The 22,952-nt window shown below is 48.8% G+C and carries 17 protein-coding genes and 1 riboswitch; of the genes, 9 read left to right on the top strand and 8 right to left on the bottom strand.

Annotated features, from left to right (window positions below; genetic code table 11):
* On the top strand, window positions 1-2,277 hold the full coding sequence (locus GILYN3_RS13185) for a nitric-oxide reductase large subunit (RefSeq protein WP_049723425.1): 2,277 nt from the start codon (window positions 1-3) through the stop codon (window positions 2,275-2,277).
* 250 nt (window positions 2,278-2,527) lie between these two features.
* Complete coding sequence (gene sufT, locus GILYN3_RS16910) at window positions 2,528-3,361, top strand: putative Fe-S cluster assembly protein SufT (protein ID WP_084005442.1); 834 nt, start codon at window positions 2,528-2,530, stop codon at window positions 3,359-3,361.
* 28 nt (window positions 3,362-3,389) lie between these two features.
* Here sufT and GILYN3_RS13195 read toward each other — a convergent pair whose 3' ends face one another.
* The 3 genes from GILYN3_RS13195 to ubiT form a co-directional block, all read right to left on the bottom strand.
* On the bottom strand, window positions 3,390-4,571 hold the full coding sequence (locus GILYN3_RS13195; RefSeq protein ID WP_049723426.1) for a cytochrome P450: 1,182 nt from the start codon (window positions 4,569-4,571) through the stop codon (window positions 3,390-3,392).
* 385 nt (window positions 4,572-4,956) lie between these two features.
* Complete coding sequence (locus tag GILYN3_RS13200) at window positions 4,957-5,433, bottom strand: hypothetical protein (protein ID WP_049723427.1); 477 nt, start codon at window positions 5,431-5,433, stop codon at window positions 4,957-4,959.
* A gap of 63 nt (window positions 5,434-5,496) precedes the next feature.
* On the bottom strand, window positions 5,497-5,991 hold the full coding sequence (ubiT, locus tag GILYN3_RS13205) for a ubiquinone anaerobic biosynthesis accessory factor UbiT (RefSeq protein WP_049723428.1): 495 nt from the start codon (window positions 5,989-5,991) through the stop codon (window positions 5,497-5,499).
* Between the two features lie 71 nt (window positions 5,992-6,062).
* Between ubiT and ubiU the strand changes: the two genes are divergently transcribed.
* The 4 genes from ubiU to GILYN3_RS13225 all read left to right on the top strand — a co-directional run bounded on the left by ubiU (window position 6,063) and on the right by GILYN3_RS13225 (window position 10,911).
* Window positions 6,063-7,058, top strand: a complete 996-nt coding sequence (gene ubiU, locus GILYN3_RS13210; RefSeq protein WP_049723429.1) for a ubiquinone anaerobic biosynthesis protein UbiU — start codon at window positions 6,063-6,065, stop codon at window positions 7,056-7,058.
* Entirely contained in the window at window positions 7,058-7,969 is a 912-nt protein-coding gene (locus GILYN3_RS13215; RefSeq protein ID WP_232305595.1) for a U32 family peptidase, read from the top strand. Before ubiU ends, GILYN3_RS13215 begins: the two co-directional genes overlap by 1 nt.
* Window positions 7,970-8,057: 88 nt before the next feature.
* Window positions 8,058-10,205, top strand: coding sequence for an adenosylcobalamin-dependent ribonucleoside-diphosphate reductase (locus tag GILYN3_RS13220; RefSeq protein ID WP_049723430.1), 2,148 nt, complete (start codon window positions 8,058-8,060; stop codon window positions 10,203-10,205).
* 43 nt (window positions 10,206-10,248) lie between these two features.
* Window positions 10,249-10,911: a TSCPD domain-containing protein gene (locus GILYN3_RS13225; RefSeq protein WP_049723431.1), complete on the top strand. Its 663-nt coding sequence runs from the start codon at window positions 10,249-10,251 to the stop codon at window positions 10,909-10,911.
* 82 nt (window positions 10,912-10,993) lie between these two features.
* Here the strand turns inward: GILYN3_RS13225 and moaB are convergent, their stop codons facing one another.
* Together moaB and moaA are read right to left on the bottom strand one after the other, a co-directional pair.
* Window positions 10,994-11,509, bottom strand: a complete 516-nt coding sequence (gene moaB, locus GILYN3_RS13230) for a molybdenum cofactor biosynthesis protein B (RefSeq protein WP_049723432.1) — start codon at window positions 11,507-11,509, stop codon at window positions 10,994-10,996.
* A 31-nt stretch (window positions 11,510-11,540) separates the two neighbouring features.
* Window positions 11,541-12,518 (bottom strand): GTP 3',8-cyclase MoaA, encoded by a 978-nt coding sequence (moaA, locus tag GILYN3_RS13235; protein WP_049723433.1) that lies wholly within the window; start codon window positions 12,516-12,518, stop codon window positions 11,541-11,543.
* A riboswitch (molybdenum cofactor riboswitch) is annotated at window positions 12,507-12,655 on the bottom strand. It overlaps the preceding gene by 12 nt.
* A 217-nt stretch (window positions 12,656-12,872) precedes the next feature.
* Between moaA and trhP the strand changes: the two genes are divergently transcribed.
* Complete coding sequence (trhP, locus tag GILYN3_RS13240) at window positions 12,873-14,171, top strand: prephenate-dependent tRNA uridine(34) hydroxylase TrhP (RefSeq protein WP_049723434.1); 1,299 nt, start codon at window positions 12,873-12,875, stop codon at window positions 14,169-14,171.
* 22 nt (window positions 14,172-14,193) lie between these two features.
* On the opposite strand, the gene moeA is transcribed toward trhP, so the two are convergent.
* Entirely contained in the window at window positions 14,194-15,417 is a 1,224-nt protein-coding gene (gene moeA, locus GILYN3_RS13245; RefSeq protein WP_049723435.1) for a molybdopterin molybdotransferase MoeA, read from the bottom strand.
* A gap of 6 nt (window positions 15,418-15,423) precedes the next feature.
* Entirely contained in the window at window positions 15,424-16,074 is a 651-nt protein-coding gene (gene narL, locus GILYN3_RS13250) for a two-component system response regulator NarL (RefSeq protein ID WP_049723436.1), read from the bottom strand.
* A 398-nt stretch (window positions 16,075-16,472) separates the two neighbouring features.
* On the opposite strand from narL, the gene GILYN3_RS13255 reads away from it, so the two are divergent.
* On the top strand, window positions 16,473-18,002 hold the full coding sequence (locus GILYN3_RS13255) for a hypothetical protein (protein WP_049723437.1): 1,530 nt from the start codon (window positions 16,473-16,475) through the stop codon (window positions 18,000-18,002).
* Window positions 18,003-18,154: 152 nt separating this feature from the next.
* Complete coding sequence (locus GILYN3_RS13260) at window positions 18,155-20,818, top strand: nitrate/nitrite transporter (protein WP_049723438.1); 2,664 nt, start codon at window positions 18,155-18,157, stop codon at window positions 20,816-20,818.
* Between the two features lie 33 nt (window positions 20,819-20,851).
* Here the strand turns inward: GILYN3_RS13260 and GILYN3_RS13265 are convergent, their stop codons facing one another.
* Window positions 20,852-22,660 (bottom strand): histidine kinase, encoded by a 1,809-nt coding sequence (locus tag GILYN3_RS13265; RefSeq protein ID WP_049723439.1) that lies wholly within the window; start codon window positions 22,658-22,660, stop codon window positions 20,852-20,854.
* Between the last annotated feature and the right edge of the window lie 292 nt (window positions 22,661-22,952).

A 22,952-nucleotide genomic window follows, 5' to 3' on the forward strand; every position in this document is an offset into this window, starting at 1 on the left:
ATGGGACAGTATCGCAAATTGTGGTGGGGTTTAATTGCTGTAGTCGCTATTACTTTTGGGCTGCTAGGTTACTTTGGTGCCGAGGTATACCGCAAAGCTCCACCAATACCTGGGTGGGTGGTAACCGATCAGGGTGAAGTGTTGATGACCGAGGAGAGTATCCTCGACGGCCAGACAGCCTGGCAATCGGTAGGTGGGATGCAGTTGGGTTCTATTTGGGGGCACGGTGCGTATCAGGCACCCGATTGGACCGCCGATTGGTTGCATCGGGAGCTGTTAGCCTGGCTTGAGATTGCCGCGCAAGAGCAGTTTGGCCGAGCGTATAGTGCGTTAGATGGGCGTCAGCAAAATGCCTTGAAGTACGATTTAACCCAAGCTTACCGTGTTAATACATACAATGCAGAAGCCGACTCTCTGGTTGTTAGCCAGCGGCGGGCACAGGCGATTGCGCACACCGCTGATTATTACAATCGTTTGTTTGGTGGCGAGGCATCACTGCAGCCGACCCGTGAAAGCTATGCGATGAAAGAAGTAACGCTGCCCGATGATGAGCGTCGCGCTAAGCTTACTCAATTTTTCTTTTGGACCGCGTGGGCGGCCAGTACTGAGCGTTACCCCGATGGCGCAACTTACACCAACAACTGGCCTCACGAACCGCTGATTAACAACGTGCCAACGGCCGAGAATATTGTATGGTCGGTAGTGAGCGTTATTTTGTTAATTGCCGGTGTGGGCAGTTTGGTTTGGGCGTGGGCTTTTTTACGTAAAGAGGAGGAAGAGGTTGCCCCTCCTACACACGATCCTATTGTCAGCTTTGTTCTGACGCCTTCGCAAAAATCGCTGGCAAAATATTTACTGGTAGTTGTTGGGTTGTTTGTGGCCCAAGTATTTTTGGGCGGTGCAGTGGCGCACTACACCATTGAAGGTCAAAGCTTTTACGGTATCGAGCTGTCCAACTGGTTTCCTTATTCGTTATTAAGAACTTGGCATATTCAAGCCGCGATGTTTTGGATTGCCACAGGTTTTCTGGCTGCTGGTCTATTTTTAGCGCCTATCATTAACGGCGGTAAAGACCCTAAATTTCAAAAGCTTGGAGTAGATATTCTGTTTTGGGCGTTGATCTTAGTAGTGGTCGGCTCATTTACCGGCAATTACTTTGCTATTAACCAGCTTATGCCACACCAGTGGAGCTTTTGGCTTGGGCATCAAGGCTACGAATACGTCGATCTAGGTCGCCTGTGGCATATTCTTAAATTTCTGGGGATCGTGTTTTGGTTGCTGTTAATGTTGCGTGCTATTGCTCCGGCACTGCGCCAAGACGGTGATAAAAACTTATTAGCGTTGTTTACCGCATCGGTGATCGCCATTGGTTTGTTTTACGGCGCGGGCCTGGCTTATGGTGAAAGAACCAACTTATCGGTGATGGAATACTGGCGCTGGTGGGTTGTGCATTTATGGGTTGAAGGCTTTTTTGAGGTGTTTGCCACCACGGCCTTGGCGTTTATATTTTTTAATATGGGCTTAACTTCACGCACAACTGCAACTGCCGCCTCGCTCGCTTCGGCATCGTTGTTTATGCTTGGCGGTGTACCTGGTACGTTTCATCACCTGTACTTTTCAGGTACTACCACACCGGTTATGGCGGTGGGTGCAACGTTTAGTGCCCTTGAGGTGGTGCCACTGGTGGTACTGGGCTATGAGGCGTGGGAGAACTGGAGACTTAAATTCAAAGCACCTTGGATGCGCAACATTAAATGGCCCCTGTACTTTTTTGTGGCGGTAGCGTTTTGGAACATGCTGGGCGCAGGGGTAATGGGCTTTATGATCAATCCTCCGATCTCGCTGTATTATATTCAGGGGCTTAATACCACAGCAAGCCATGCTCATGCGGCACTGTTTGGGGTTTACGGATTTTTAGCGCTAGGTTTTAGTCTGTTGGTGTTGCGTTATATTCGGCCGCAGTTAGTGTTTAGCGAACGTTTAATGAGAACAGCATTTTGGACGCTGAATGGGGGCTTGGTGTTAATGCTGTTTACCAGTTTATTGCCCATTGGCTTTATTCAGTTTGTCGCCAGTGCCTCTGAAGGGTTATGGTACGCCCGCAGTGAGGGCTTTATGCAGCAACCATTGCTGGAAACATTGCGCTGGGTACGCACTATTGGCGATGTGGTCTTTATTGTCGGTGCGCTCGCCGTTGCTTGGCAGGTCGTAAAAGGCGTATTTAGCGGCTATGGCCAAAGCAATCCCCCTGCGGCTGATCCCAATACACCCGTATAATTTGGCTACGCTGGCCGTGTTAACGGCGGCCAGCTTGATCTGCTTGGTGTAAGTCGAAGTAAATTTGGCTCCAGCAGCACTGGTGATATTGCTGATTAACAGCCAATACCATTAAACTGTCCGACAGATAAGCATGTAAAAAGCACAGGGAATGCGCTTTAAGGCTCAAGCGCAAATGGTTTGCGAGCGTGTCTAAATACTCAAAAGATCATGGATGATAGCCGCTCATAACGTTTAGGTAAGGGTTACTATGATTTCTGGCATTACCGTCTCTAGCGCCGCGCTACAACATTTGAAAAAGCTTCTGCAAGAAAAAGAGGTGGCGGCGGTACGAATATTTGTGGTCGAAGCTGGTACCCCACGCGCAGAAACGTGTTTGGGTTATTGCCAGCCGAGTGATGCAAAAGAGTCTGATTTAACTGTATTTGAAGAAGGTTTAAAATTTTACATTGATAAAGCCAGCTTGCCCTATCTAAAAAATTTAGAGGTGGGGCTAAGTGAACAAAAGCTATTAACCATTCGTGCACCCAATGCCAAAGTACCGCACAGTGCACAAGGCAGTGAGGTAGAGTTTACCCGTGAATGTCCCTCTAAAATGGTGCCGTCGGGCGAGGATTTACTGATACCCAAGGGCGCCGAGGCAACCGTGACGCAAGCGTTAGGCGCCAGCTACACATTGTTATATCACGGCAATTTAATCCGCATAGACGGTAAAGATGCGGATGCGATCGGCTTGGTGTCTAATGGCTTAAGTTTTGATGCGCCGGCCGATGGGAATATTTCGGTCGATCAAGTTTGGCATGCGCTGTCGATGGTGTACGACCCTGAAATTCCGACCAATATTGTTAGTTTAGGGCTTGTGTACGAGGTGACAGTTGATAATGATGCCGGATCGGTTAACGTAGATATGACACTGACCGCGCCCGGTTGTGGTATGGGTGATGTACTGGTCGATGATGTTAAGCGTCGCTTAGCCGAGGTGCCTTTTGTGCGCTCGAGTAACGTTAATATGGTGTTTAACCCTCCGTGGCATTACAACATGATGAGCGAAGAGGCGCAGTTGGAAACAGGTATGTTTTTTTAGTGTCCTTTTTAACCCTTAAACGCTCACATTAATCGTTAAAATCCAACCATAAAGCACTGTATCCGCTGGCGGGATAATGTGCGCTTATTGGTTTTTTGTGTTTGGTCAGCGTAAATCTACCACTGTGATCTAACACTGCCTGAAGCATGGTTTGCAGCTCGAGTCGCGCCAATGGCGCGCCTGGACAAACATGTACTCCTGCGCCATACAGTAAGCTTTGATGTTGATCCCGGCCCCATTTAAATTCGTTAGCATCGGCAAAGACACCGTCATCGCGGTTGGCTGCCACCCAGTTTACCGTTATTAGCTCACCGGCTTTAATTGTGCGCCCACCTAACGTTACGTCGCGGGTTGCTTTACGGCGGTTGGTTACGAGTGGCCCATGGCGTCTTAGCATTTCTTCAATCGCTTCGGGTACATCTTGGCGGTTGTCTCGCAAGTGTTGCTGTAGGGCCGGATTAATAGCTAAAAAGTGCAACATAATACCCATAGCCGCGGCTATAGTGCCAATCTCGCCCATGGTCCAATTGCGCATAATACTAACGATATCAGCATCGCTAATGGGTTGTTGGCGACCCTCAATATTAACCGTAGCGCTTAATATTTCATTGGTAACATCATCTTCGACTTGTGCTAAATTGGCGCGTCGCGCGGTTAATAATGTATCAATATAACCGCTAAAACGCTGTGCTATTTCGTCCATGGCGGGGCGGTTTCCTGCCAAGGTAGCTGCATGGTTGTCGTGTGCCCAGCGGCGCAATGGCTCATGCAGATCGTCTGGCCAACCTAAAAACTCACATTGCACTTGTACCGAGAACTGCTCCGCCATATTAGCTATAACATTTACGTTTTTTTGATTCTTTACGGTTAACGCTAAGCGCTTGGCAATGCGTTGGCACTGTGGGGTAAAAGCTTTTATATGTGCTTTATTAAAAAAAGGCTCTATGAGTTTTCGATAGCGGCTGTGCTCCGGGTGGTCTAGTCCATTAGGTACACTGCGGTGAGTTGATACAATATTACTAAAGGTTTTCTCATCGCTAATCACCTGCTTAACCTCGGCGTGACTAAATGCCCACCAGCCTTTATTGAGGTTATTGTCGGGGCTATGAGCTATCGGGCAGCGCTGGCGCATATCGTCAAATGTTTCGAGTGGGTGCGTGAGTAGATTGTTATGATCGATAAAGTCGTCTGTGGTTTTTTTGTCGCACATATGACCGGCCTCCAAAAGAGTCGTGAGCGTAAAAAAGTCGCCGTAAAAACCATATCGTCACCAGAAATATCGATGCCAGATTTATAGAAAATGGTTGATCGGTATTTTTTTATGGACGAGATTCGCATGGCTTTTGCTATCGCTAATAGCGAGGCGTCTTATCATCCTACCTTAAAAAAATACTCATAATCCGCCATTAACTCTTATGTGTCCGTAGCTACCTCAGTATAGGTAATGACTGAGGAGTTGGCGTAAGTGTATGGTAGTAGATGTGTTTAAAGCTAAAGATACGCTGTTAAATTCTCGGCTTTCATTTCGGCATTCGATACATAAATGGCACTAAATATTTTGTCCGCGAATGATCAAACAACTCAGTAAAAATATGTCAGCCGTGCTCAAGAGTCAGTGGAGTGCCTTTTTTATCAAAAGTAAGAAATTTTCCCACCAGACCTATGCGTATATCATCGACCATCTTTTCTAATAGCTTGTCAATCTTCTTAACGATTGCGTCATCCTCAGGCTGATCCAGCGCCGCTACAAACACAGCGTCCCATTGCTCGGTTACTTGAGTGGCTTCGTGGGCTAAGTCGGCAAAGCTATTTAAAGTTTGTGCTTGTTTGGCAATGCTACCTAATGGTGCTAGGTGTCCGCCGTTACCTGCTTGATATTGTTTTTCTTGCTCGGCTGTATGGCCGTGTGGAAGCTCTCGTTGGGCGAGTACCAATAGCAGTGTTTGAGGTTTAGGTTGTTGCTTGGCGATGGCTAAGAAGTCATCAAAATGTTCTAACGTAAATTCATTCATAGGTAGCACTCGGTAGTTAATGATTGGGGTGGCGATGTGTAAACGCCGGCATTGCCCCATAGGAGGTATGCCTTCGGAGGAATGTCAAAAACTTTGCCTTGCCATTAGGCTGGTGGCTGTTCATTAAGGCTGAGCCGCCAAGGACTGCACCTCTAGGTAGCGCGCCAATGCTTGGTACAACGGCTTAGGAATAACCTCTTGTGGTTCGCAGGTGTCTAAAAAGTTTTTCAGCTGTACGCCCAGTTCGGTGTTGCCGCTAATAGCTAATTGACGCCGAAAGAACAAAGTATCTGGATCTGTTTGGCCCATGATGATCTCGAGCAAAGCTGCCGATTGCGCGCGTAAGGTTACGTCCTCGGAGTCGTTGGCCGTGGTGATCTGTAACTGATGGTCTGCTGCGGTTAGTGACAAGTCCACGGCAATATCGCTCACTGTAATTCGCACTGTGCGGCCCTGTAAAAACTCCAGATCGCCGGCTTTAAGGGCCGTATTAAACAGCCGGTTAAGGGCTGCTTGAGCGATTTTATTAAGGGCAGCTGCAGGAATAATGTTAGGCGCAAGGCGAATGGCAATACGCGGGTCGGGGCAAAGTCGTAATAAGTTAAAAATAGCAGTCATGGTAGTTACCTCCAGCGGGGATACTAACAAAACTTACAGCTCTCGCCATCTACACTAAATAGGTATAAGCGATGGAATTACTATGCCCAGCTGGCAGCCGGCCAGCGGTAAAAGCAGCACTAAAAGCCGGTGCTGATGCGATTTATGTGGGGTTGCGTGGCGACACCAATGCGCGGCATTTTGCCGGCCTTAACTTTGATGCCGAGGGCTTGGCCGAGGTGGCAGCACTAGTGCATCGACAGGGCCGACGTTTGCATGTGGCGATTAACACATTTGCCCACCCGTGTGATTATGCTGTGTGGCAACGCGCAGTCGACGATGCTGTAAAAGCCGGCACTGATGTACTTATTCTTGCCGATATGGCGGTGTTGGCCTATGCCGCCGAGCGTTACCCCTCGGTAGAGCGTCATTTGTCGGTGCAGGCGTCGGCCACCAATGCCGCCGCCGTTGAGTTTTATCAAAAAACCTATGGTGTGACGCGTGTGATATTGCCTCGGGTTTTATCGCTAAAGCAAGTTAGTGCGCTGGCTCATACCGTGAGTGCCGAGCTTGAAGTGTTTGCCTTTGGCAGTTTGTGCATTATGGCTGAGGGGCGATGTTATTTAAGTTCGTATATGACGGGAGAATCGCCTAATAATTCTGGCGCTTGCTCGCCTGCGCCGTTCGTGCGCTGGCAAGAGCAAGAGGGTGTACTTGAAGCGCGACTCAATGGTTATTTAATCGACCGGTTTGAGCCGCAAGAAAACGCCGGTTACCCCACCTTGTGCAAGGGACGCTTTGAGGTTGATGGCGAACCGTTTCACGCGTTAGAGGAACCCACAAGTTTGAATACTTTAAGCTTGCTACCTGCATTGCAGCGCGATGGCATAAAAGCGGTAAAGATTGAGGGGCGACAACGCAGTCCCGCTTACGTTGCACAAATTACCCGCGTGTGGCGAGCGGCGATTGATCAGCTGTTGGATAACCCCGAAGGTTATAACGTTAGTGGTGCGTGGAATGCACAACTGGCGCGCTTATCCGAGGGCGCGCAAACAACCCTAGGCGCTTATCACCGGAGCTGGCGATAATGTTTGCTAAAGTAAAAGATTCTATGTCTCATATTAAGCTTTCGGTTGGGCCAATATTGTATTATTGGCCGGCAGAATACGTGCGTGAGTTTTATCATCGCGTGGCAGGTTCGCCCGCCGATATTGTTTATCTAGGAGAGACAGTTTGCCCTAAAAGACGTGAGCTGGACCTGCCAGATTATCTGCAGTTAGCCCATCAATTACGCGAGGCAGGCAAAGAGGTGGTGTTGTCTACCATGACGCTGCTGGAGTCGCCGGCGGATTTGCGTATGTTACGGCGTTATTGCGATAACGGCGAGTTTACCATCGAGGCCAATGATATAGGCGCAGTCGGTTTGCTGCGCGAGCAGGGATTACCGTTTACCGTAGGCGCCGCTATTAATTGTTATAACGCTCAAACTCTCCATCAATTAGTACAGTTTGGTATGACCCGTTGGCTAGTGCCGGTCGAGCTATCACGCGAGTGGTTACAGCAACTACTGAGTCAGCCAGAGGTGGCCGATATTCGCAGCGCCTTTGCTGTAGAGCTGTTTGCGTTTGGCCATTTACCGTTGGCTTGGTCGGCGCGGTGTTTTACGGCGCGCTCGGAAAACCGGGCCAAAGATGAATGTGATTTGTGTTGCATTAAATACCCAGATGGCCGACCCGTTTACAGTCAAGAGCGGGATAAGCTGTTTACCCTTAACGGTATTCAGACGCAGTCCGGGCAACGTTACAATTTGATTGATGATCTTCCCAGTATGGCGGGTCTGATAGACGCCGTGCGGCTTAGTCCGCAGGCACAGGAAACCCCTAATTGGATTTATGAGTTCCACGCCGCGCGCTCTAGCAACACGTATCGCTCCCGCGAGCCCGACGATAGCAACGGTTATTGGCACCGTTTGGCGGGTATTAAAACTTTATCGGTCTAGGCCTTATTATTTTTTCCTTTTAAATTTTGTGATCTAAGCGCCAATGGCGTTCAGCAACAAAGCATTTCCCCGCACAAAGGAATCATTTATGTCGCAAGATACAGAGTCATCAGCTACAGCACTATCAGACCAATTTAATTTGCAACCAGCCTCGGAGGATATCTGGGATCAAAAGTACCGACTTAAAGATCACAATGAGAATCCGCTAGATCAAAGCATAAATGATACTTGGGCGCGGGTGGCGACTGCACTCGCCAAGGTAGAGCCTAAGCGTCGTGACTATTGGCATAAAGAGTTTATTTGGGCTCTAAAAAATGGCGCAATACCTGCCGGGCGCATCATATCCAACGCTGGCGCCGAAGCTTATAAACCTGCCACCTCGACCATCAACTGTACCGTGTCGGGCACCATCAGCGACTCGATGGAAGATATTTTACAAAAAAATCTTGAAGCGGGGTTAACTCTAAAAGCCGGCTGTGGCATTGGTTATGAGTTTTCTACTTTAAGGCCCAAAGGTGCGTATGTGGCCGGCGCCGGTGCTAATACCTCGGGGCCTTTGTCCTTTATGGATATATTCGACAAGATGTGTTTTACCATTTCATCGGCCGGTGGTCGGCGCGGCGCTCAGATGGCGACCTTTGATGTGCATCACCCGGATGTTAGCGAGTTTATTCGTGCCAAGCGCGAGGCCGGTCGACTGCGTCAATTTAACTTATCATTGCTGATTACCGATGATTTTATTCAGGCGGTAAAAGCCGATGCTATTTGGTCGCTGAGCTTTCCTGTTACCGATAAAGACAAACAGCGTGAAGGTTTAGCTGCCGATAACCCCGAGCAACTTGTTTGGCGTCGGCTTGATCACTTGGCGTCACATTATTTGCGTAATGAACGTGGTGAGGTTGCCTGTAAGATCGTTAAAAAAATACCAGCACGCCAGTTGTGGAATCAAATAATGAGCTCGACTTACGATTTTGCCGAGCCCGGTTTTATTTTAATTGACCGCGTTAATAAATATAACAACAACTGGTTTTGTGAAGAAATACGGGCAACCAACCCTTGCGGCGAACAACCTTTGCCCCCCTACGGTAGCTGTTTGTTGGGCTCTGTTAATTTAACCCAGTGTGTCAACAACCCATTTACTGAGCAGGCCGAATTTGATTGGCAGAAATTTCGCAAATTGGTACAAGTATTTACCCGAATGCTAGATAACGTCGTCGAGATGAATGGTTTGGCACTTGAGGGGCAACGCAATGAAATCGTACGCAAACGCCGTCACGGCATGGGATTTCTTGGTTTAGGATCGGCGTTATCTATGTTAACGATTGCCTATGGTAGTCCAGCATCGGTGGCTTTTACCGAGCAGGTGAGCAAAGAGTTGGCGTTGGCTGGCTGGCGAGAGGGGCTGGCACTGGCCAAAGAGAAAGGCTCGGCTCCCATTATGGATGAGTTGTTTGAAATCACCCCCGAGCTACTTGCTAAACAGCCTACGCTGGGGGACGAGTACGCGCTGGGCGATAAAGTGCCGGGTAAGGTCTTGCTGATTAAATACAGCCGTTATATGCAACAGTTGGCCGATGAAGACCCAGAGCTAATAGCGCAGCTGCTAGAGACTGGCGCGCGCTTTACTCACCACAGCTCGATTGCCCCAACCGGAACCATCTCTTTATCGTTGGCCAATAACGCCAGCAATGGCATTGAGCCTAGTTTTGCTCATCACTATGCGCGCAATGTAATTCGCGCGGGTCGTAAAAGTAAAGAAAAGGTCGATGTTTTCTCTTATGAGCTATTGCGCTATCGGCAGTTGATCGATCCCAGCGCCAAGCCCTACCCAGAAGATGGCGAGACAGGGCTGCCCGAGTATTTTGTGGTGTCTGATCAAATAACACCAGAGCAACATGTGGATGTACAGGCGGCGGCGCAAAAGTGGGTTGACTCATCAATCTCCAAAACCATTAATGTACCTACCGATATTGCCTACGATCGTTTTAAAGATATTTATATGTATGCCTATGAGAAAGGCTTAAAAGGTTGCACTACCTTTCGCTTTAATCCCGAAGCTTTTCAAGGGGTTCTCGTCAAAGAGCAAGACCTTGAAAGCACAGTGTATGAGTTTGAGCTAGAAGACGGCTCACGTATTGCCTGCAAAGGCAACGAAGAAATAGTGTACGACGGTGAGACACACACGGCCGCCAACCTTTTTGATGCCATAAAAGAAGGCTACTACGGTAAGTTTTAAGGCTTATGAAAAATTAACCAGATGATTCATTAGGGTGTTTAGTATGAACGCTATTGTGATTGATAAAAAAATTGTGGCTGTTTCAATTAAAGCCGAAGAAGAGTCAAAAGTTCCAGATATAGAGAAAATGAACGAGAAGTTTGATCGGCCAGAATCATTAGAGGGCAGTACGTATAAAATAAAAACGCCGCTGTCCGACCATGCGCTTTACATCACAATTAACGATGTGGTGTTAAACCCCGGCACCGATCACGAGATGCGCCGACCATTTGAGGTATTTATCAACTCAAAAAACCTAGAGCATTTTCAGTGGGTGGTAGCACTTACCCGTGTAATCTCGGCGGTTTTTAGAAAAGGCGGCGATGTGACGTTTTTGGTCGAAGAGCTAAAGGCGGTGTTCGATCCGCAAGGCGGTTACTTTAAGTCGGGCGGACGCTTTATGCCATCGTTAGTGGCTGAGATAGGCGATGCTATTGAAACCCACATGAAACGCATCGGTTTGATAGAGGGCGAGTCTTTATCGGATATACAAAAAGAAATTCTGGCAGAAAAACAGGAAGAATTTGAAAAGAAACATAAAATAAAACCCGGCTCGGGTGATTTTCCACCCACGGCAACTTTATGTCTTAAGTGCCATACTAAAGCCGTGATTATTTTAGATGGCTGTAAAACGTGTTTAAGTTGTGGCGCCTCTAAGTGTGGTTAGTTTTTAAATGTTGCTGCTAGTACCAAGGGCTCGATAATAATGGCCGCCTGGTGCGGCCATTAGAGTTTGCTGTAAAGTGCGTTTAACGCGTTAAATGGCCAACAAAATTACACGGTCCTTGGCGAGCATCGAGCTGCGGTTGCAGTATCTTGCTCCATCCGGTACGGCAAGCGCCAGTAGATCCGGGTAAACAGGCGATCAAGGTTTTGTTGGCAAAGCCTGCAAGCGCCCTAGATTGTATGGTCGATGTGCCGATCTCTTGCCACGATATATGTCTAAACAACTCGCCAAAACCTTCGACATCTTTGTCCAATAATGGCTTGATTGCCTCGGGTGTAGAGTCTCGGTCGGTAAAGCCGGTGCCGCCGGTAATCAAAATAACCTGCACGTCAGCGCGCGCGATCCAGCTTGATACTTGCGCGCGAATATCATAAACGTCATCTTTTAGCAGTGCGCGATCGGCCAGTAGGTGGCCTTCCTCGGTCAATGCGTCAACGAGGTATTGGCCAGAAGTGTCAGTGGCGTAATCGCGGGTGTCCGATACAGTTAATACCGCAATATTAAGCGGCTGTTTTTCTGTAGGTAGTGTGTGTGCCATAACGGTTCTCGTAAAAAAGGTGTGTTGTCACTTAGCCGCCAATCATGGCTAGCTGCCGAGTAGAGCCCGGATTTTGTTGATGTAAGTTGTGGCTAATGGTTTTGCCTTTTATCGCTTGCTGTAAAAAATCCATGACCGGTTGCGAATCATCCGATTGCAATAAGTGCCGTAGACTTTGATGCTGGTCGACAAACAAACACAAAAACAATGCCCCTTGGCTCGAGACTCGCAAGCGATTGCAGGTGTTACAGAAATCTTTACTGTAAGGCATAATCAAGCCAATGCCACCGCTGTAATCTGGATGCCAAAATTCTCGAGCCGGGCCCGCATGGGTGCCGGGTAAGCGCTCTTGCCAGTGATTGGCTTTAAGCTGGTTAATAATCGCCTGGCCACTTAAATGGTGACGATTAAAAAAAGCTTCGTTATCGCCGGTCCGCATCAGCTCAATCAGGCGCAAAGTAATAGGCCGTGCTTTAACAAAGTCAAAAAAGTCATCCATGGCATCGTCGTTATAATGCTTCATAAGTACGGCGTTGACTTTAATGTTGTTAATGCCTAACTCGGCGGCACGCGCTAAACCTTGCAGTATTTGTTGCAGTTTGTTGTGGCCGGTAATTAATTCAAACTTGGCGTGGTCGAGGCTATCAATGCTCACGTTAAGCGCATCTAGTCCTGCTTCGTGCCAAGCATCTATATCTTTAGCCAAACGGTAACCATTGGTGGTTAGCGCGACGGTCTCGATGCCGGGAGTCGCTTTGCAAATGCGGATGATATCCACTAAATCTTTGCGCAGCGATGGTTCGCCGCCAGTGATTCGCACTTTGCGTGTGCCGAGCTTGGCAAAAGCGGCGACGAGGCGACGAATTTCATCGAGAGTTAAATCTTGGGCGCGGGCTTCGGCGCCGCAATCGGTACCATCTGGCAAGCAATAATCGCAGCGAAAATTGCATACCTCGGTAACCGACAGGCGCAAATAACTAAAGCGCCGGTCAAACGAGTCGGTCAGCATATAACACCTTTCCAAATAAGGGAGGCAAGCCGGTTTCCCGTATTGCCCTGGCGCATTTGCAGGGTATCCGTAAATGCGCGGCCAGCGCGCCATAACCAGAAGGTGTTAGGCGGGTAGGCTCGGTGTGAATTAAGTAAGCGCGTAGATGTTGCTGTGGGCGCTTAACGTAAAGGTAGTTTATCGTATTTTAGGTTGAGATGTTATGGCTTGATCGTAGCACTCGTAATACCTCGTAGTAGGTAGTTTTTTGCCCGGAAATAAGCAAATTAGATATAATCACTGGCCTTTAGTGGCAGGCGCTCAAGCAACGATTAAAAATTTGGTAATGTCCTGCCTTTTTACGTGAGGTTCATAATGAATACACCGATAATTGCCCCAGAGTTGTTGTCTCCGGCGGGCAGCTTGCGCGCTATGCGATTGGCTTTTGCATACGGTGCCGATGCCGTTTACGCCGGTTTGCCACGGTTTAGTTTACGGGTGCGCAACAACAGTTTTGATGTGCCTACTTTAGCGCTAGGAATTGCCGAAGCACATAAATTAGGCAAAGCTTTTTATGTGGTGGTTAATGTGGCGCCGCACAATAATAAAGTTCGCACCATAATAGAGCGCTTGGCTCCTATTGTGGCATTGGAGCCGGACGCCTTAATTGTTTCGGACCCAGGTGTCGTGTGGTTGTTACGCCAACACTTTCCGAATATGACGTTGCATTTGTCGGTACAGGCAAATACGGTTAATTGGGCCGCTGTGCGGTTTTGGCAAGAACAGGGTATTACGCGAGTTATTTTATCGCGTGAACTGGGCATAGAGGAGATCGCCGAGATTCGTCAACAGGTACCTGATATGGAAATCGAGGTGTTTGTTCACGGCGCTTTGTGCATGGCTTACTCTGGGCGCTGTATGTTGTCGGGCTATATTAACCACCGCGATCCTAATCAAGGTGCCTGCACTAATGCTTGCCGTTGGAAGTACCAAGCGCAACCTGCGCTCGAGGATGAAGTCGGTCAGTGGCAACCGGTACTGCTAGAGGATAAAACTCGGCCCGGTGAGTTAATGCCCATCGATGAGGACGAACACGGCAGCTATATTCTTAACTCTAAAGACTTGCGTGCACTCGAGTATGTCGAACAGCTAACGCAGATGGGTGTGCATTCATTAAAAATAGAAGGACGTACTAAATCGCCTTATTACGTCGCCCGCACCGCGCAGGTGTACCGTCGCGCGATAGACGATGCCAGCGCCGGCCGGCCGTTCGATTTAGCTTTGTTGCAAGATTTAGAGGGACTGGCTAACCGTGGCTATACGGCAGGCTTGCTGGATCGTCATGCAAAGCCCGAGCAACTACAAAACCTAGCGCGGGCTCACGGTAGTGGTGAGCAGCAATGGGTGGCCGAGCCGGTCGCCAAATACGGTGAATGGTGTGAGGTAGATGTTAAAAATGCCTTTGCGGTGGGCGATGAGCTAACCCTGCTGACGCCCGAGAAAAACTATACTTTTGTACTGCCAGAGTTGCGGGATAAGCACGATATGAGCATTGCTCGGGCGCCGGGTTCGGGGCATTTAGTGCGTTTAAAGTTGCCTGTCGAATGCGAGCTAACAACGGCGTTACTCGTTAAAAGCTTGAGTGATAACAGGCAACGTTTAGCTCAAGGCTAGCACCGGCCTCGAGTGTGCAGCGTCACTGTAAAAAGCGATCAAAAGCGATGGCTGTTATCAGCTCGCCGGTTGCCACCGAGCCGCGCTCGGCCTCGAGCACGGCGTAGGCGTTAGCACCGACAAACGAGGTGAGCACTCCCGAGCCTTGTGCGCCGGTGCTGGTAATGTAATTTTGTTGGCCGTCGCTATAAAGTCGCGCACGTTGAAAATCGCAGCGCCCGGGGCGTTTTTTGTAGCCATTTACGGCGCTGGCTGTAAGTTGCAAAACGGGCTCGGGTTGTGCGCCGCTCATTACTTGCAAGACGGGTAAGGCGAGTTGATGCAAGGTCACCATGGCTGAGACCGGATTGCCGGGCAAGCCAAAAAACATTGCCGAGCCAATGCGGCCAAACGCAAACGGTTTGCCCGGCTTGATGGCGACTTTCCAAAAAGATATCTCTCCCAGCTCGGTTAAGATATCTTTTACATAATCGGCGTCGCCTACCGATACGCCACCACTAGAGATAATGGCGTCGGCTTCTGTGGCAGCGCGGGTAAAGGCGCTGCGTATTAAATCGGGTTGGTCGGCTATTAGCCCTATATCTATCACCTCGACGTTTAGCCGATTAAGCATGGCAATAATACCGTAGCGGTTACTGTCATAAATATGACCTTCTGCAAGCGTCTCACCTGGCGGTGTCAGCTCGTCGCCGGTCGAGAGCACGGCGATTTTTAAACGACGCTTTACCTCGACCTGGGCTAAGCCTAGCGAGGCGAGTAACGCAATATCTACCGGGCCAAATCGGTGGCCGGCCGCAAACACCATTTGTCCTTTGCTTAAATCCTCGCCGGCGCGACGAATATTGTCCGAGGGTTTGGGGCTGCTTAACAGTTGCACCTGAGTGCCCTGTACTTGAGTGTTTTCTTGCATGATTACCGAGTTGGCGCCTTGGGGTATGGTGGCGCCGGTGGTAATGCGTACGCACTCGCCGGGCTTTAGTGTGTCGGTAAATTTGTGTCCGGCTAAAGATTGCCCCACCAGCGTAAAATTACGGCTGACGCCATCGGCATACAAAGCGTATCCATCCATGGCCGAGTTGTCGTAGCCGGGGACGTTAAAGTTGGCGTATAAAGGCGCGGCATTAATCCGGTCAAGCAGCTGCGTCAGGGGTAGTGTTTCGGTCTGGGTAACAGCGTTCACCGCTGTTTGCATCTGGGCGATGGCGTGAGCCACCGGTAACAGTTTAGGTTCGTCACAACAGGCCATGATGGGTTACTCGCTTTTTTCTTGGTTAATCATCCACACCGCCGCTTCTACTCGCGAGCGTAATCCCAGTTTTTTTAATAGATGCTTAACGTGCACCTTAACGGTGCCATCCGATATGTCTAGCTCGCGGGCGATCAGTTTATTGCTTAGGCCTTTAGCGATGAGCTTTAAAATCTCAAGCTCGCGACCGGTCAAGTTCTCAAGCTTTGCCTGATGACTATGTTGTGGCCGGCGTATCGCGGTGGCCAGTGCTTGAGTGACGGCCTCGCTCATGACCATCTTGCCCTGTAACGCTCGCTCGATTTGGGTGAGTAACTCCTCCGGCTCCATGTCTTTTAGTAGGTAACCATCGGCACCGCGTGATATAGCGCCAATAACATCCGAGTCAGAGTCAGATACCGTCAGCATAACGATACGCGAAGTCACTCCCGCAGTCCGGAGTTTTTCTAAGGTTTCTAGGCCGTCCATACCTTGCATATTTAAGTCCAGCAAGATCAAGTCGGGGTCTAATTGGCTGCCAAGCTCTAACGCCTCGGCACCGCTGCTGGCCTGTGCAACTAGTACTAGGTCGTCCGACAGCTCGATAAGCTGTTGCAGACCCTTGCGTAACAAAGGGTGATCGTCAACCAACATAATGCTGGATTTGTCTTGGTTCATGAAAAAGTCCTTGTATCGCGGTTGTGCTTTACGTTACTTGCGCTGAACTAGACATACAGCCGAGTGGATAAGTGTTAAGTCCGGTGGCGCAGCAGAAATCTGATTTAACCATTGTCGGGGTAGGTGGGCTTTTGCGCAAGAGGGCTAAGTTATCGCGTGTCTTAGTTAATAGCGTAGCTTGGGCTTTGTGGGTAACCCTAAGTGGGCAGTTAACGAGGCGGTCTTAACCATAATGGTTAATTGAGGCGCTGATCTTAACAGGCCATAGTGTGCTCGTGATTTTGTTTTAGGTGCTAAGAGTTTTAACCGCAGGCATATGCTATTTAATAAAAACCTTCTGTTTTTAGCTGCATTTTTAGCCCGTATCGTCGCTAGCCACATTTTAATCGGTAGTCATTATGTTTGGCTTTGGCGCCACCATTAAAAAAATAACATCATACAATGCCGCTGCAAAAGCACCGGCACCATTGCCTTTGAGCTTGGTGATGGTGGGGCTTTTGTGTGCTTTTGGTTTGTGGTCGGCGCCGGCGTTATTACTTACCTACATGGGACTGATCAACGATGCTTTAAGCACTAAAACCTTGTTTGTGGCTATGGCATTAACCGGCCTATACGCCATGAGCTTGCGTTTGTTGTTGGGTTGTTTGCCGGCCTTGCGCGCAGAGCCGGGGTTGTTGTTGGCTCTGTTGTTGGTGTTGTTTGGGCTGAGTGTATTGCTTTTTTTTCTGGCAGATTTTGCGGCCGGCGCGGCCCTGCCTTGGCTGGCATTATTGGCCGGTGTGGGGGGCGGTTGTCATATGGTACACAGCGGCGCGGCTATTACCTCTGCACGGGTTTCAGCATATAGCTTAGAGGCCACCACCGCGGTTGGCCATTTGGGGATTATTGTCGGGCTATTGGTTTTGCCGTTATTGGTAACGGTTAGTTTTCCGGGACAGTCGGGGCAAGTTTTATTATTTAATGCCAGTCATTTTTTAGGAAAGGTCAGGGCTGACACATCGATTTGGTTAAGCTGGGTGGGTGTTTTTTGGGGCCTAGCCTGTGCCGTCACATTGCTTTTTTGGATGTTGCGTCCCAGCTGGTACCGGGCCGGCAGCTGGCGTCAAGCGGTTAACGTTCTGGGCGTTTTCGCTGTGGGGTTGGTCGTATCGGTGGTGGGGGCTGTTTTCTTGTTGCATGCGGTAAAGCAAAACTGGAGCTTATGGTTGTGGCTTGTACCGGTGTTATTAGTACTGGTATTGAGTGTCGCGATATTAAGGTTGTTTTTACCTGCCGCTCGCTGGCAACCTTTAGTGGCGCTTTGGTCGCACCGACATTTGTGGGTAATGAGTGCCTCATGGGTTGCATCTCTGGGGAGTTTTTTGGGTTTTACGTTGGTGTTTCCGTTGTTAACGGCTGTTTTGTTTCGCTCACCTACACCGCTATTAAATAACTCTGCAGACTCTAGAGTGTTTTTGTACGCCTGGATGTTGCCATTGGCGGCATTACTAATGCGCCCTCTGGGGCGTTGGGCGGCTCAGCGCTGGGGCGGTGTGTGGGTCGCGCAGGTGTGTTTTATCTTATTGGGGCTGGCCGCTGTCGTTACCGCTCGGTATATAGACTTGGCACTAGGCTCCGTTTATTCGTCGCGTTATTTTACCGGTTACTTAGTAAGTTTTGGCATGATGTTTACTGCCGCGGGATTAGCACATGCCGCATTAGTGCAAGCTCAGCCAGCTATTTTCCCACCCTGTTTACGCTTGGGAGCAAACGTTTGGTTAATGGCTATGGCAACTGTGGGAATGGCTTATATACCACTTATGTTGGCCTATTATAGCGAGGCGAATATGGCATCCGCTTTTATTGGCTTTGCCGTTTTTTATGCCATTTGTGCACTCTTAAACGGTTTGTTTTATCTGCGTCGTCGCTCATTTATTTATCAGCCATAATATAGTTTGTTAATTTTCGGGATGACTCAATTACCCTTTTGTGGGTAGAAGGTGGTGCCTATAGGGCCCAATAGTTAGTTTTTTACTTAGGACTTACTATTGGTATGGCTATTGTTACGTGCCGTGCCTATTGCTACTACTGGAGATATCTCATGCTCGATGCCAGCACTCTTCACCCGCGCGATCAGCGCCGTGCGCTGTTTCTATCGACCTTTGCTTTTACCCTATGTTTTGCCGTGTGGACGATTTTCTCAATCTTGGGTATTCGTATTAAACAAGAGCTCGGATTAAGCGATACCCAGTTGGGCTTGTTGATGGCAACGCCTATTTTATCGGGGTCGATAAGCCGTTTATTTTTAGGGGTGTTAACTGATCGCTTTGACGGCCGCTGGGTGTTTGGCTTATTGATGATCGCCACCGGCGCTGCTGTGCTATTGGTGAGTATCGCCACCGATTACTACATATTATTGTTAGCGGCTCTCGGTTTAGGTTTAGCCGGTGGTGCGTTTATTGTGGGTGTGGCTTATACCTCGGCCTGGTATCCACCTAAAAAACAAGGCTTAGCTCTGGGGATTTTTGGCGCTGGTAATGTCGGTGCGGCGGTGACTAACTTTGGCGCTCCTTTTTTATTATTGGCGATGGGTTGGCAGGCCACAGCGCAAATATACGCCGTGGTTATCGCGTTGATGGGCGTGGCATTCATGGTTTTTGCCAAGGCCGACCCTGGGTTAACAAAACGCAGAGCACAAGGGGTATCGTTAAGTCAGCAATTAGAGCCGCTGGGTGATATCAGAGTATGGCGCTTTGCGTTGTATTACTTTTTTGTATTTGGTGGTTTTGTTGCACTGGCGTTGTGGTTGCCCCATTACTTAATGGAGGTGTACGGCTTAGGCATTGCGGCAGCCGGCGTTTTGACGGCGCTGTATACTATTCCGGCATCACTATTTAGAATTTTAGGCGGTTGGTTGTCCGATCGTTACGGTGCCCGCCGCGTGATGTATTGGACGCTTATGGCATCGGTAATTTGCTGCTTTTTCCTCAGCTATCCGCCCACCGAATACCGCATATTAGGGGTTGATCATACCCTAGAGTTTAGTTTTTCTTTGAGCCTTCCCATTTTTATTGTTTTGACCTTTGTGCTGGGCTTTTTTATGTCGCTGGGCAAGGCGGCGGTGTTCAAACATATTCCCGTTTACTACCCCAATCATGTGGGCGTAGTGGGTGGCGCCGTGGGTATGATTGGTGGTTTAGGTGGGTTCTTCTTGCCCCTAACATTCGGCATGCTTAACGACGTGGTAGGTATTTGGCAAAGCGCGTTTATGCTGTTGTTTTTGGTTGCTGCGGCCGCATTGGCGTGGATGCATTACGCTATTCGTTTAGCCGAGCGGCGCGAGTGGGGGGCGGGCGAGTACAGCGTTCGCGATCTTCCTGAGCTTTCTACCCCAGATGCTTTTGTGTTGGATGATTGGCGTCCAGAAGACGCAGATTTTTGGCAAAATACAGGTAAAAAAATTGCCCGTAAAAACCTCTGGATATCGATACCGAATTTGTTTTTAGCATTTGCGGTGTGGTCAATATGGTCCATTTTAGTCGTAAAGATGCCGCAAATGGGGTTCTCGTATACTGCTAATCAGCTGTTTTGGTTGGCGGCTTTGCCCTCACTTTCTGGGGCAACTTTTCGTATTTTTTACAGCTTTATGGTGCCCATTTTTGGCGGCCGACGCTGGACGGCAATTTCAACTGCATCGTTAATATTACCGTGCTTGTGGTTGGGGGTTGCGCTGCAAAATACCGAGACATCATATTTGGTGATGTTAATCTTGGCGCTGCTGTGTGGTTTTGGCGGTGGCAACTTTGCCTCTAGCATGGCTAATATTAGCTTCTTTTACCCAAAAGCCGAAAAAGGCGGTGCCATGGGTTTAAATGCCGGTTTAGGTAATTTGGGGGTTTCGGCGATGCAGCTGATTGGCCCGTTGATTATTGCCTCATCAGCTTTGAGTGTTTTTTCTGGCGATCCATTAATCGTGCAACAAGGCGCGGCCGCAGGGCAAGCAGTTTGGATTCAAAATGCGGCGTTAATTTGGGTGCCCTTTATTGCCATAGGTGCGATTGTCGCTTGGTTTGGTATGAATGATATCGCCTCGGCAAAATCATCGTTCAGTGATCAAGCGGTCATCTTCAAGCGTCAGCACACATGGCTTATGTGTTGGTTGTATTTAGGCGCTTTTGGTAGTTTTATTGGTTTTGCCGCAGGTTTTCCGCTGTTGTCAAAAATGTTGTTTACCGATGTCGACCCAACTAAGTACGCATTTATTGGGCCTTTATTGGGTGCCTTGGCGCGCCCTGCTGGCGGTGTTATCGCCGACAAGCTCGGTGGTGCGCGAGTCAGTTTGTGGGTTTTTGCGGCGATGATAGCAGGTGTACTGGGTGTGATTCACTTTTTACCCGACAGCAATAGTTCAGGTAATTTTTGGGGCTTTTTTGGTATGTTTTTAGTGCTCTTTATTGCCTCTGGAGTGCTAAATGGTTCTACCTTCCGGATGGTTCCTGTTATTTTTATGACGTTGCGGCAGCGGGCGTTAGGCAGCGTGCCGCAAGCCGAGGTTGAGGGCAACCGCGAAGCGGCGGCGGTGTTGGGTTTTATATCGGCGATTGCCGCTTACGGTGGTTTTTTTATCCCCAAAGCCTACGGTTCATCGTTTGAGTTTACCGGCGGTGTCGAGGCGGCACTTATCAGTTTTGTGCTGTTTTATGTCAGCTGCCTATTGGTAACGTGGTGGTATTACGCGCGCAAGGGGGCCGAGGTTCCGTGCTAGTGGTGGTAACAGTCAAAGCAAAGGCGATTGTTATTACTCCCGCGCAAACACATTGGCCAAGCTTAAACACACTGGAGTAAATACAAACGTGACACAGGTGCCGCCGGTGTCACGCCCGACGATTGTTAGCTCACCGTTTAGATTTTTTCCGCGCTCTTGCATAATGGTTAAGCCGTAATGGTTTAGCTTGTGAGGGTTCTCGTTAATACCTATACCGTCGTCTAAGATTTGGGCGATTACTTGTTTTTCTGCCTGCTTTATAAAAATCTCTATGTTTTTGCCTCGGCTATGATGAATAGAGTTTTGCACCGCTTCACGCACTATCTGTAATAAATGAATCTCTTCGTTGGGGGTTAACGGTAGATTTTCTAACTGGTAATCCAGCTCAATATTCATCTCGGTTTGTTCGCTTAACTGCTTCACGCTGCCTTGCAGTGCGCCTAGTAACCCAGGGGCATCGATTTTTAAACGAAAGGTAGTGAGTAGCTCGCGCAATTGTTGGTAGGCGGAAGTTAATCCTTGATGCAGTTCAAACGATACATCCTCAAGTGTTTTTTTATCGTCCTTTACCAGTGCGCGTTTAAGGCGTGTTACCTGAATTTTTAAGTAAGATAATGCTTGTGCCAATGAGTCGTGTAGTTCGCGAGCAATAACGGTACGTTCATGCGCCAGAGACAAGCGCCGAGCGTCGTCCTCTTGGATTTGTAAGCTTAACGCCATGGCTATTTGATCGGCGACTGACTGCATCAGTTGTTGTTGCCAAGGTTCTGGAATTTGGCCGTGCTCGGTTCGTGCCACTAGCACGCCGTAATGATTCTGGTCGCGGTTCATCGGAAAGCTGTAACGATACACCGTTGTTTCAGCGTTAGGCTCGTTGACGGGATTACCGGCAAGACAGTGTTCGCAGTTGCGAATCATGCACAGCTCGGGAGGGCTGCTTTCGGGTTTAACTTGTCGATAGGGGCTGTCGCCTGCCTCGGTAATTAAGCACAGCTCAATATCATCTACTTCCACTAAACCTTGTAGCCGCTGCAAAATGGGCTGGTAATCAATATTGTTGGGCTCTTGCTCGATAATCGCTTTAGCGGTGTCATACAAAAACTGTAAGGCGGTATTACTGCGCTTTAAGGCAAAGGTTTGCTGTTGTATTTTTTGTTCCATCTCTTTGTGCATATGAGAGATGGAGTCACTCATTTTATTAAACGTTTTTGCCAGTGAGCCAAGCTCATCAGTTTGCATAGAGGTAATTCGGTAATCAAAATCCCCTTGGCTAATCCGTCGGCTCATTTGCCCCAATTGCAGTAGTGGCAACTCCATACGAATACGCAGCCAGTAAATAACCACCGCAGCTAACGTCAGTATAGAAAATAATGAAATCACCTGTACCAATCTAAGTTTTTGTGCATTGGCCTCGGTGTGTGACTGAATACCCTGTACTAATTTATCTAATTTTTCTACCTGCTGCTCAAGGATGGGTAAGCCAGCTGTTAACGCTTGTGCATTGGGCTGTTGGCGGTGTTGCAGCCAAAAATCTCTCGCTTCAGTCCAGGCCGTATTTTGTGTCGAGCTTTGTTGTTGCAACGATTGTATCAGCGGGTGATTCCAAGTTTGCTCTAGGCTCTTGCGTGCTTGAGTTATGGCCTCGGGGCTGACCGAATCGGTGTGTGTTAACAGCGCCAGCCGATATGTTTGCATGCGCAGTGAGCCGGCCAAGTTGATGGCGTAGGCGTCATTGTCCGAGCGATCGGAAATCCAGTAAGAGACCGCCATGGTCATCGCGGCCAGCGCGACAATGCCAGCTAAGGTCAGTTTGATGCTGATAACGAGTGAGCTTTGGCGCATAAGAGATTATCTTTTTTGGCGAATATGATGCCCGAAAGCGGACTGGTAAAACGTTATTCTGCCACAGTCTGCCGGTTGGGTTTACTCGCGATGTGATTGCGCGCTTTAAGTTGTGTTTTTTGGCGAACCATTGAGGAATACCACCGATGAACTGTTTGACGTAAAAAATAGTATTTAATGAGCGGGTTGCTAAGTTATGGCCTTATAAATCAGTAGCTTATATTTTTTCTTACTACCACTTTGGTGGTAGCAGGGGGCATGAGTAGGCGGTTTTGGCACGTGGCGAAAAAAG

This window comes from Gilvimarinus polysaccharolyticus (assembly GCF_001187555.1).
GTDB classification, from domain to species: domain Bacteria; phylum Pseudomonadota; class Gammaproteobacteria; order Pseudomonadales; family Cellvibrionaceae; genus Gilvimarinus; species Gilvimarinus polysaccharolyticus.

Bases quoted from the DNA above. Each gene is read 5' to 3' on its own strand.
- GILYN3_RS13185 (WP_049723425.1), top strand. From the start codon at position 1: ATGGGACAGTATCGCAAATTGTGGTGGGGTTTAATTGCTGTAGTCGCT.
- sufT (WP_084005442.1), top strand. From the start codon at position 2,528: ATGATTTCTGGCATTACCGTCTCTAGCGCCGCGCTACAACATTTGAAA.
- GILYN3_RS13195 (WP_049723426.1), bottom strand. From the start codon at position 4,571: ATGTGCGACAAAAAAACCACAGACGACTTTATCGATCATAACAATCTA.
- GILYN3_RS13200 (WP_049723427.1), bottom strand. From the start codon at position 5,433: ATGGGGCAATGCCGGCGTTTACACATCGCCACCCCAATCATTAACTAC.
- ubiT (WP_049723428.1), bottom strand. From the start codon at position 5,991: ATGACTGCTATTTTTAACTTATTACGACTTTGCCCCGACCCGCGTATT.
- ubiU (WP_049723429.1), top strand. From the start codon at position 6,063: ATGGAATTACTATGCCCAGCTGGCAGCCGGCCAGCGGTAAAAGCAGCA.
- GILYN3_RS13215 (WP_232305595.1), top strand. From the start codon at position 7,058: ATGTTTGCTAAAGTAAAAGATTCTATGTCTCATATTAAGCTTTCGGTT.
- GILYN3_RS13220 (WP_049723430.1), top strand. From the start codon at position 8,058: ATGTCGCAAGATACAGAGTCATCAGCTACAGCACTATCAGACCAATTT.
- GILYN3_RS13225 (WP_049723431.1), top strand. From the start codon at position 10,249: ATGAACGCTATTGTGATTGATAAAAAAATTGTGGCTGTTTCAATTAAA.
- moaB (WP_049723432.1), bottom strand. From the start codon at position 11,509: ATGGCACACACACTACCTACAGAAAAACAGCCGCTTAATATTGCGGTA.
- moaA (WP_049723433.1), bottom strand. From the start codon at position 12,518: ATGCTGACCGACTCGTTTGACCGGCGCTTTAGTTATTTGCGCCTGTCG.
- trhP (WP_049723434.1), top strand. From the start codon at position 12,873: ATGAATACACCGATAATTGCCCCAGAGTTGTTGTCTCCGGCGGGCAGC.
- moeA (WP_049723435.1), bottom strand. From the start codon at position 15,417: ATGGCCTGTTGTGACGAACCTAAACTGTTACCGGTGGCTCACGCCATC.
- narL (WP_049723436.1), bottom strand. From the start codon at position 16,074: ATGAACCAAGACAAATCCAGCATTATGTTGGTTGACGATCACCCTTTG.
- GILYN3_RS13255 (WP_049723437.1), top strand. From the start codon at position 16,473: ATGTTTGGCTTTGGCGCCACCATTAAAAAAATAACATCATACAATGCC.
- GILYN3_RS13260 (WP_049723438.1), top strand. From the start codon at position 18,155: ATGCTCGATGCCAGCACTCTTCACCCGCGCGATCAGCGCCGTGCGCTG.
- GILYN3_RS13265 (WP_049723439.1), bottom strand. From the start codon at position 22,660: ATGCGCCAAAGCTCACTCGTTATCAGCATCAAACTGACCTTAGCTGGC.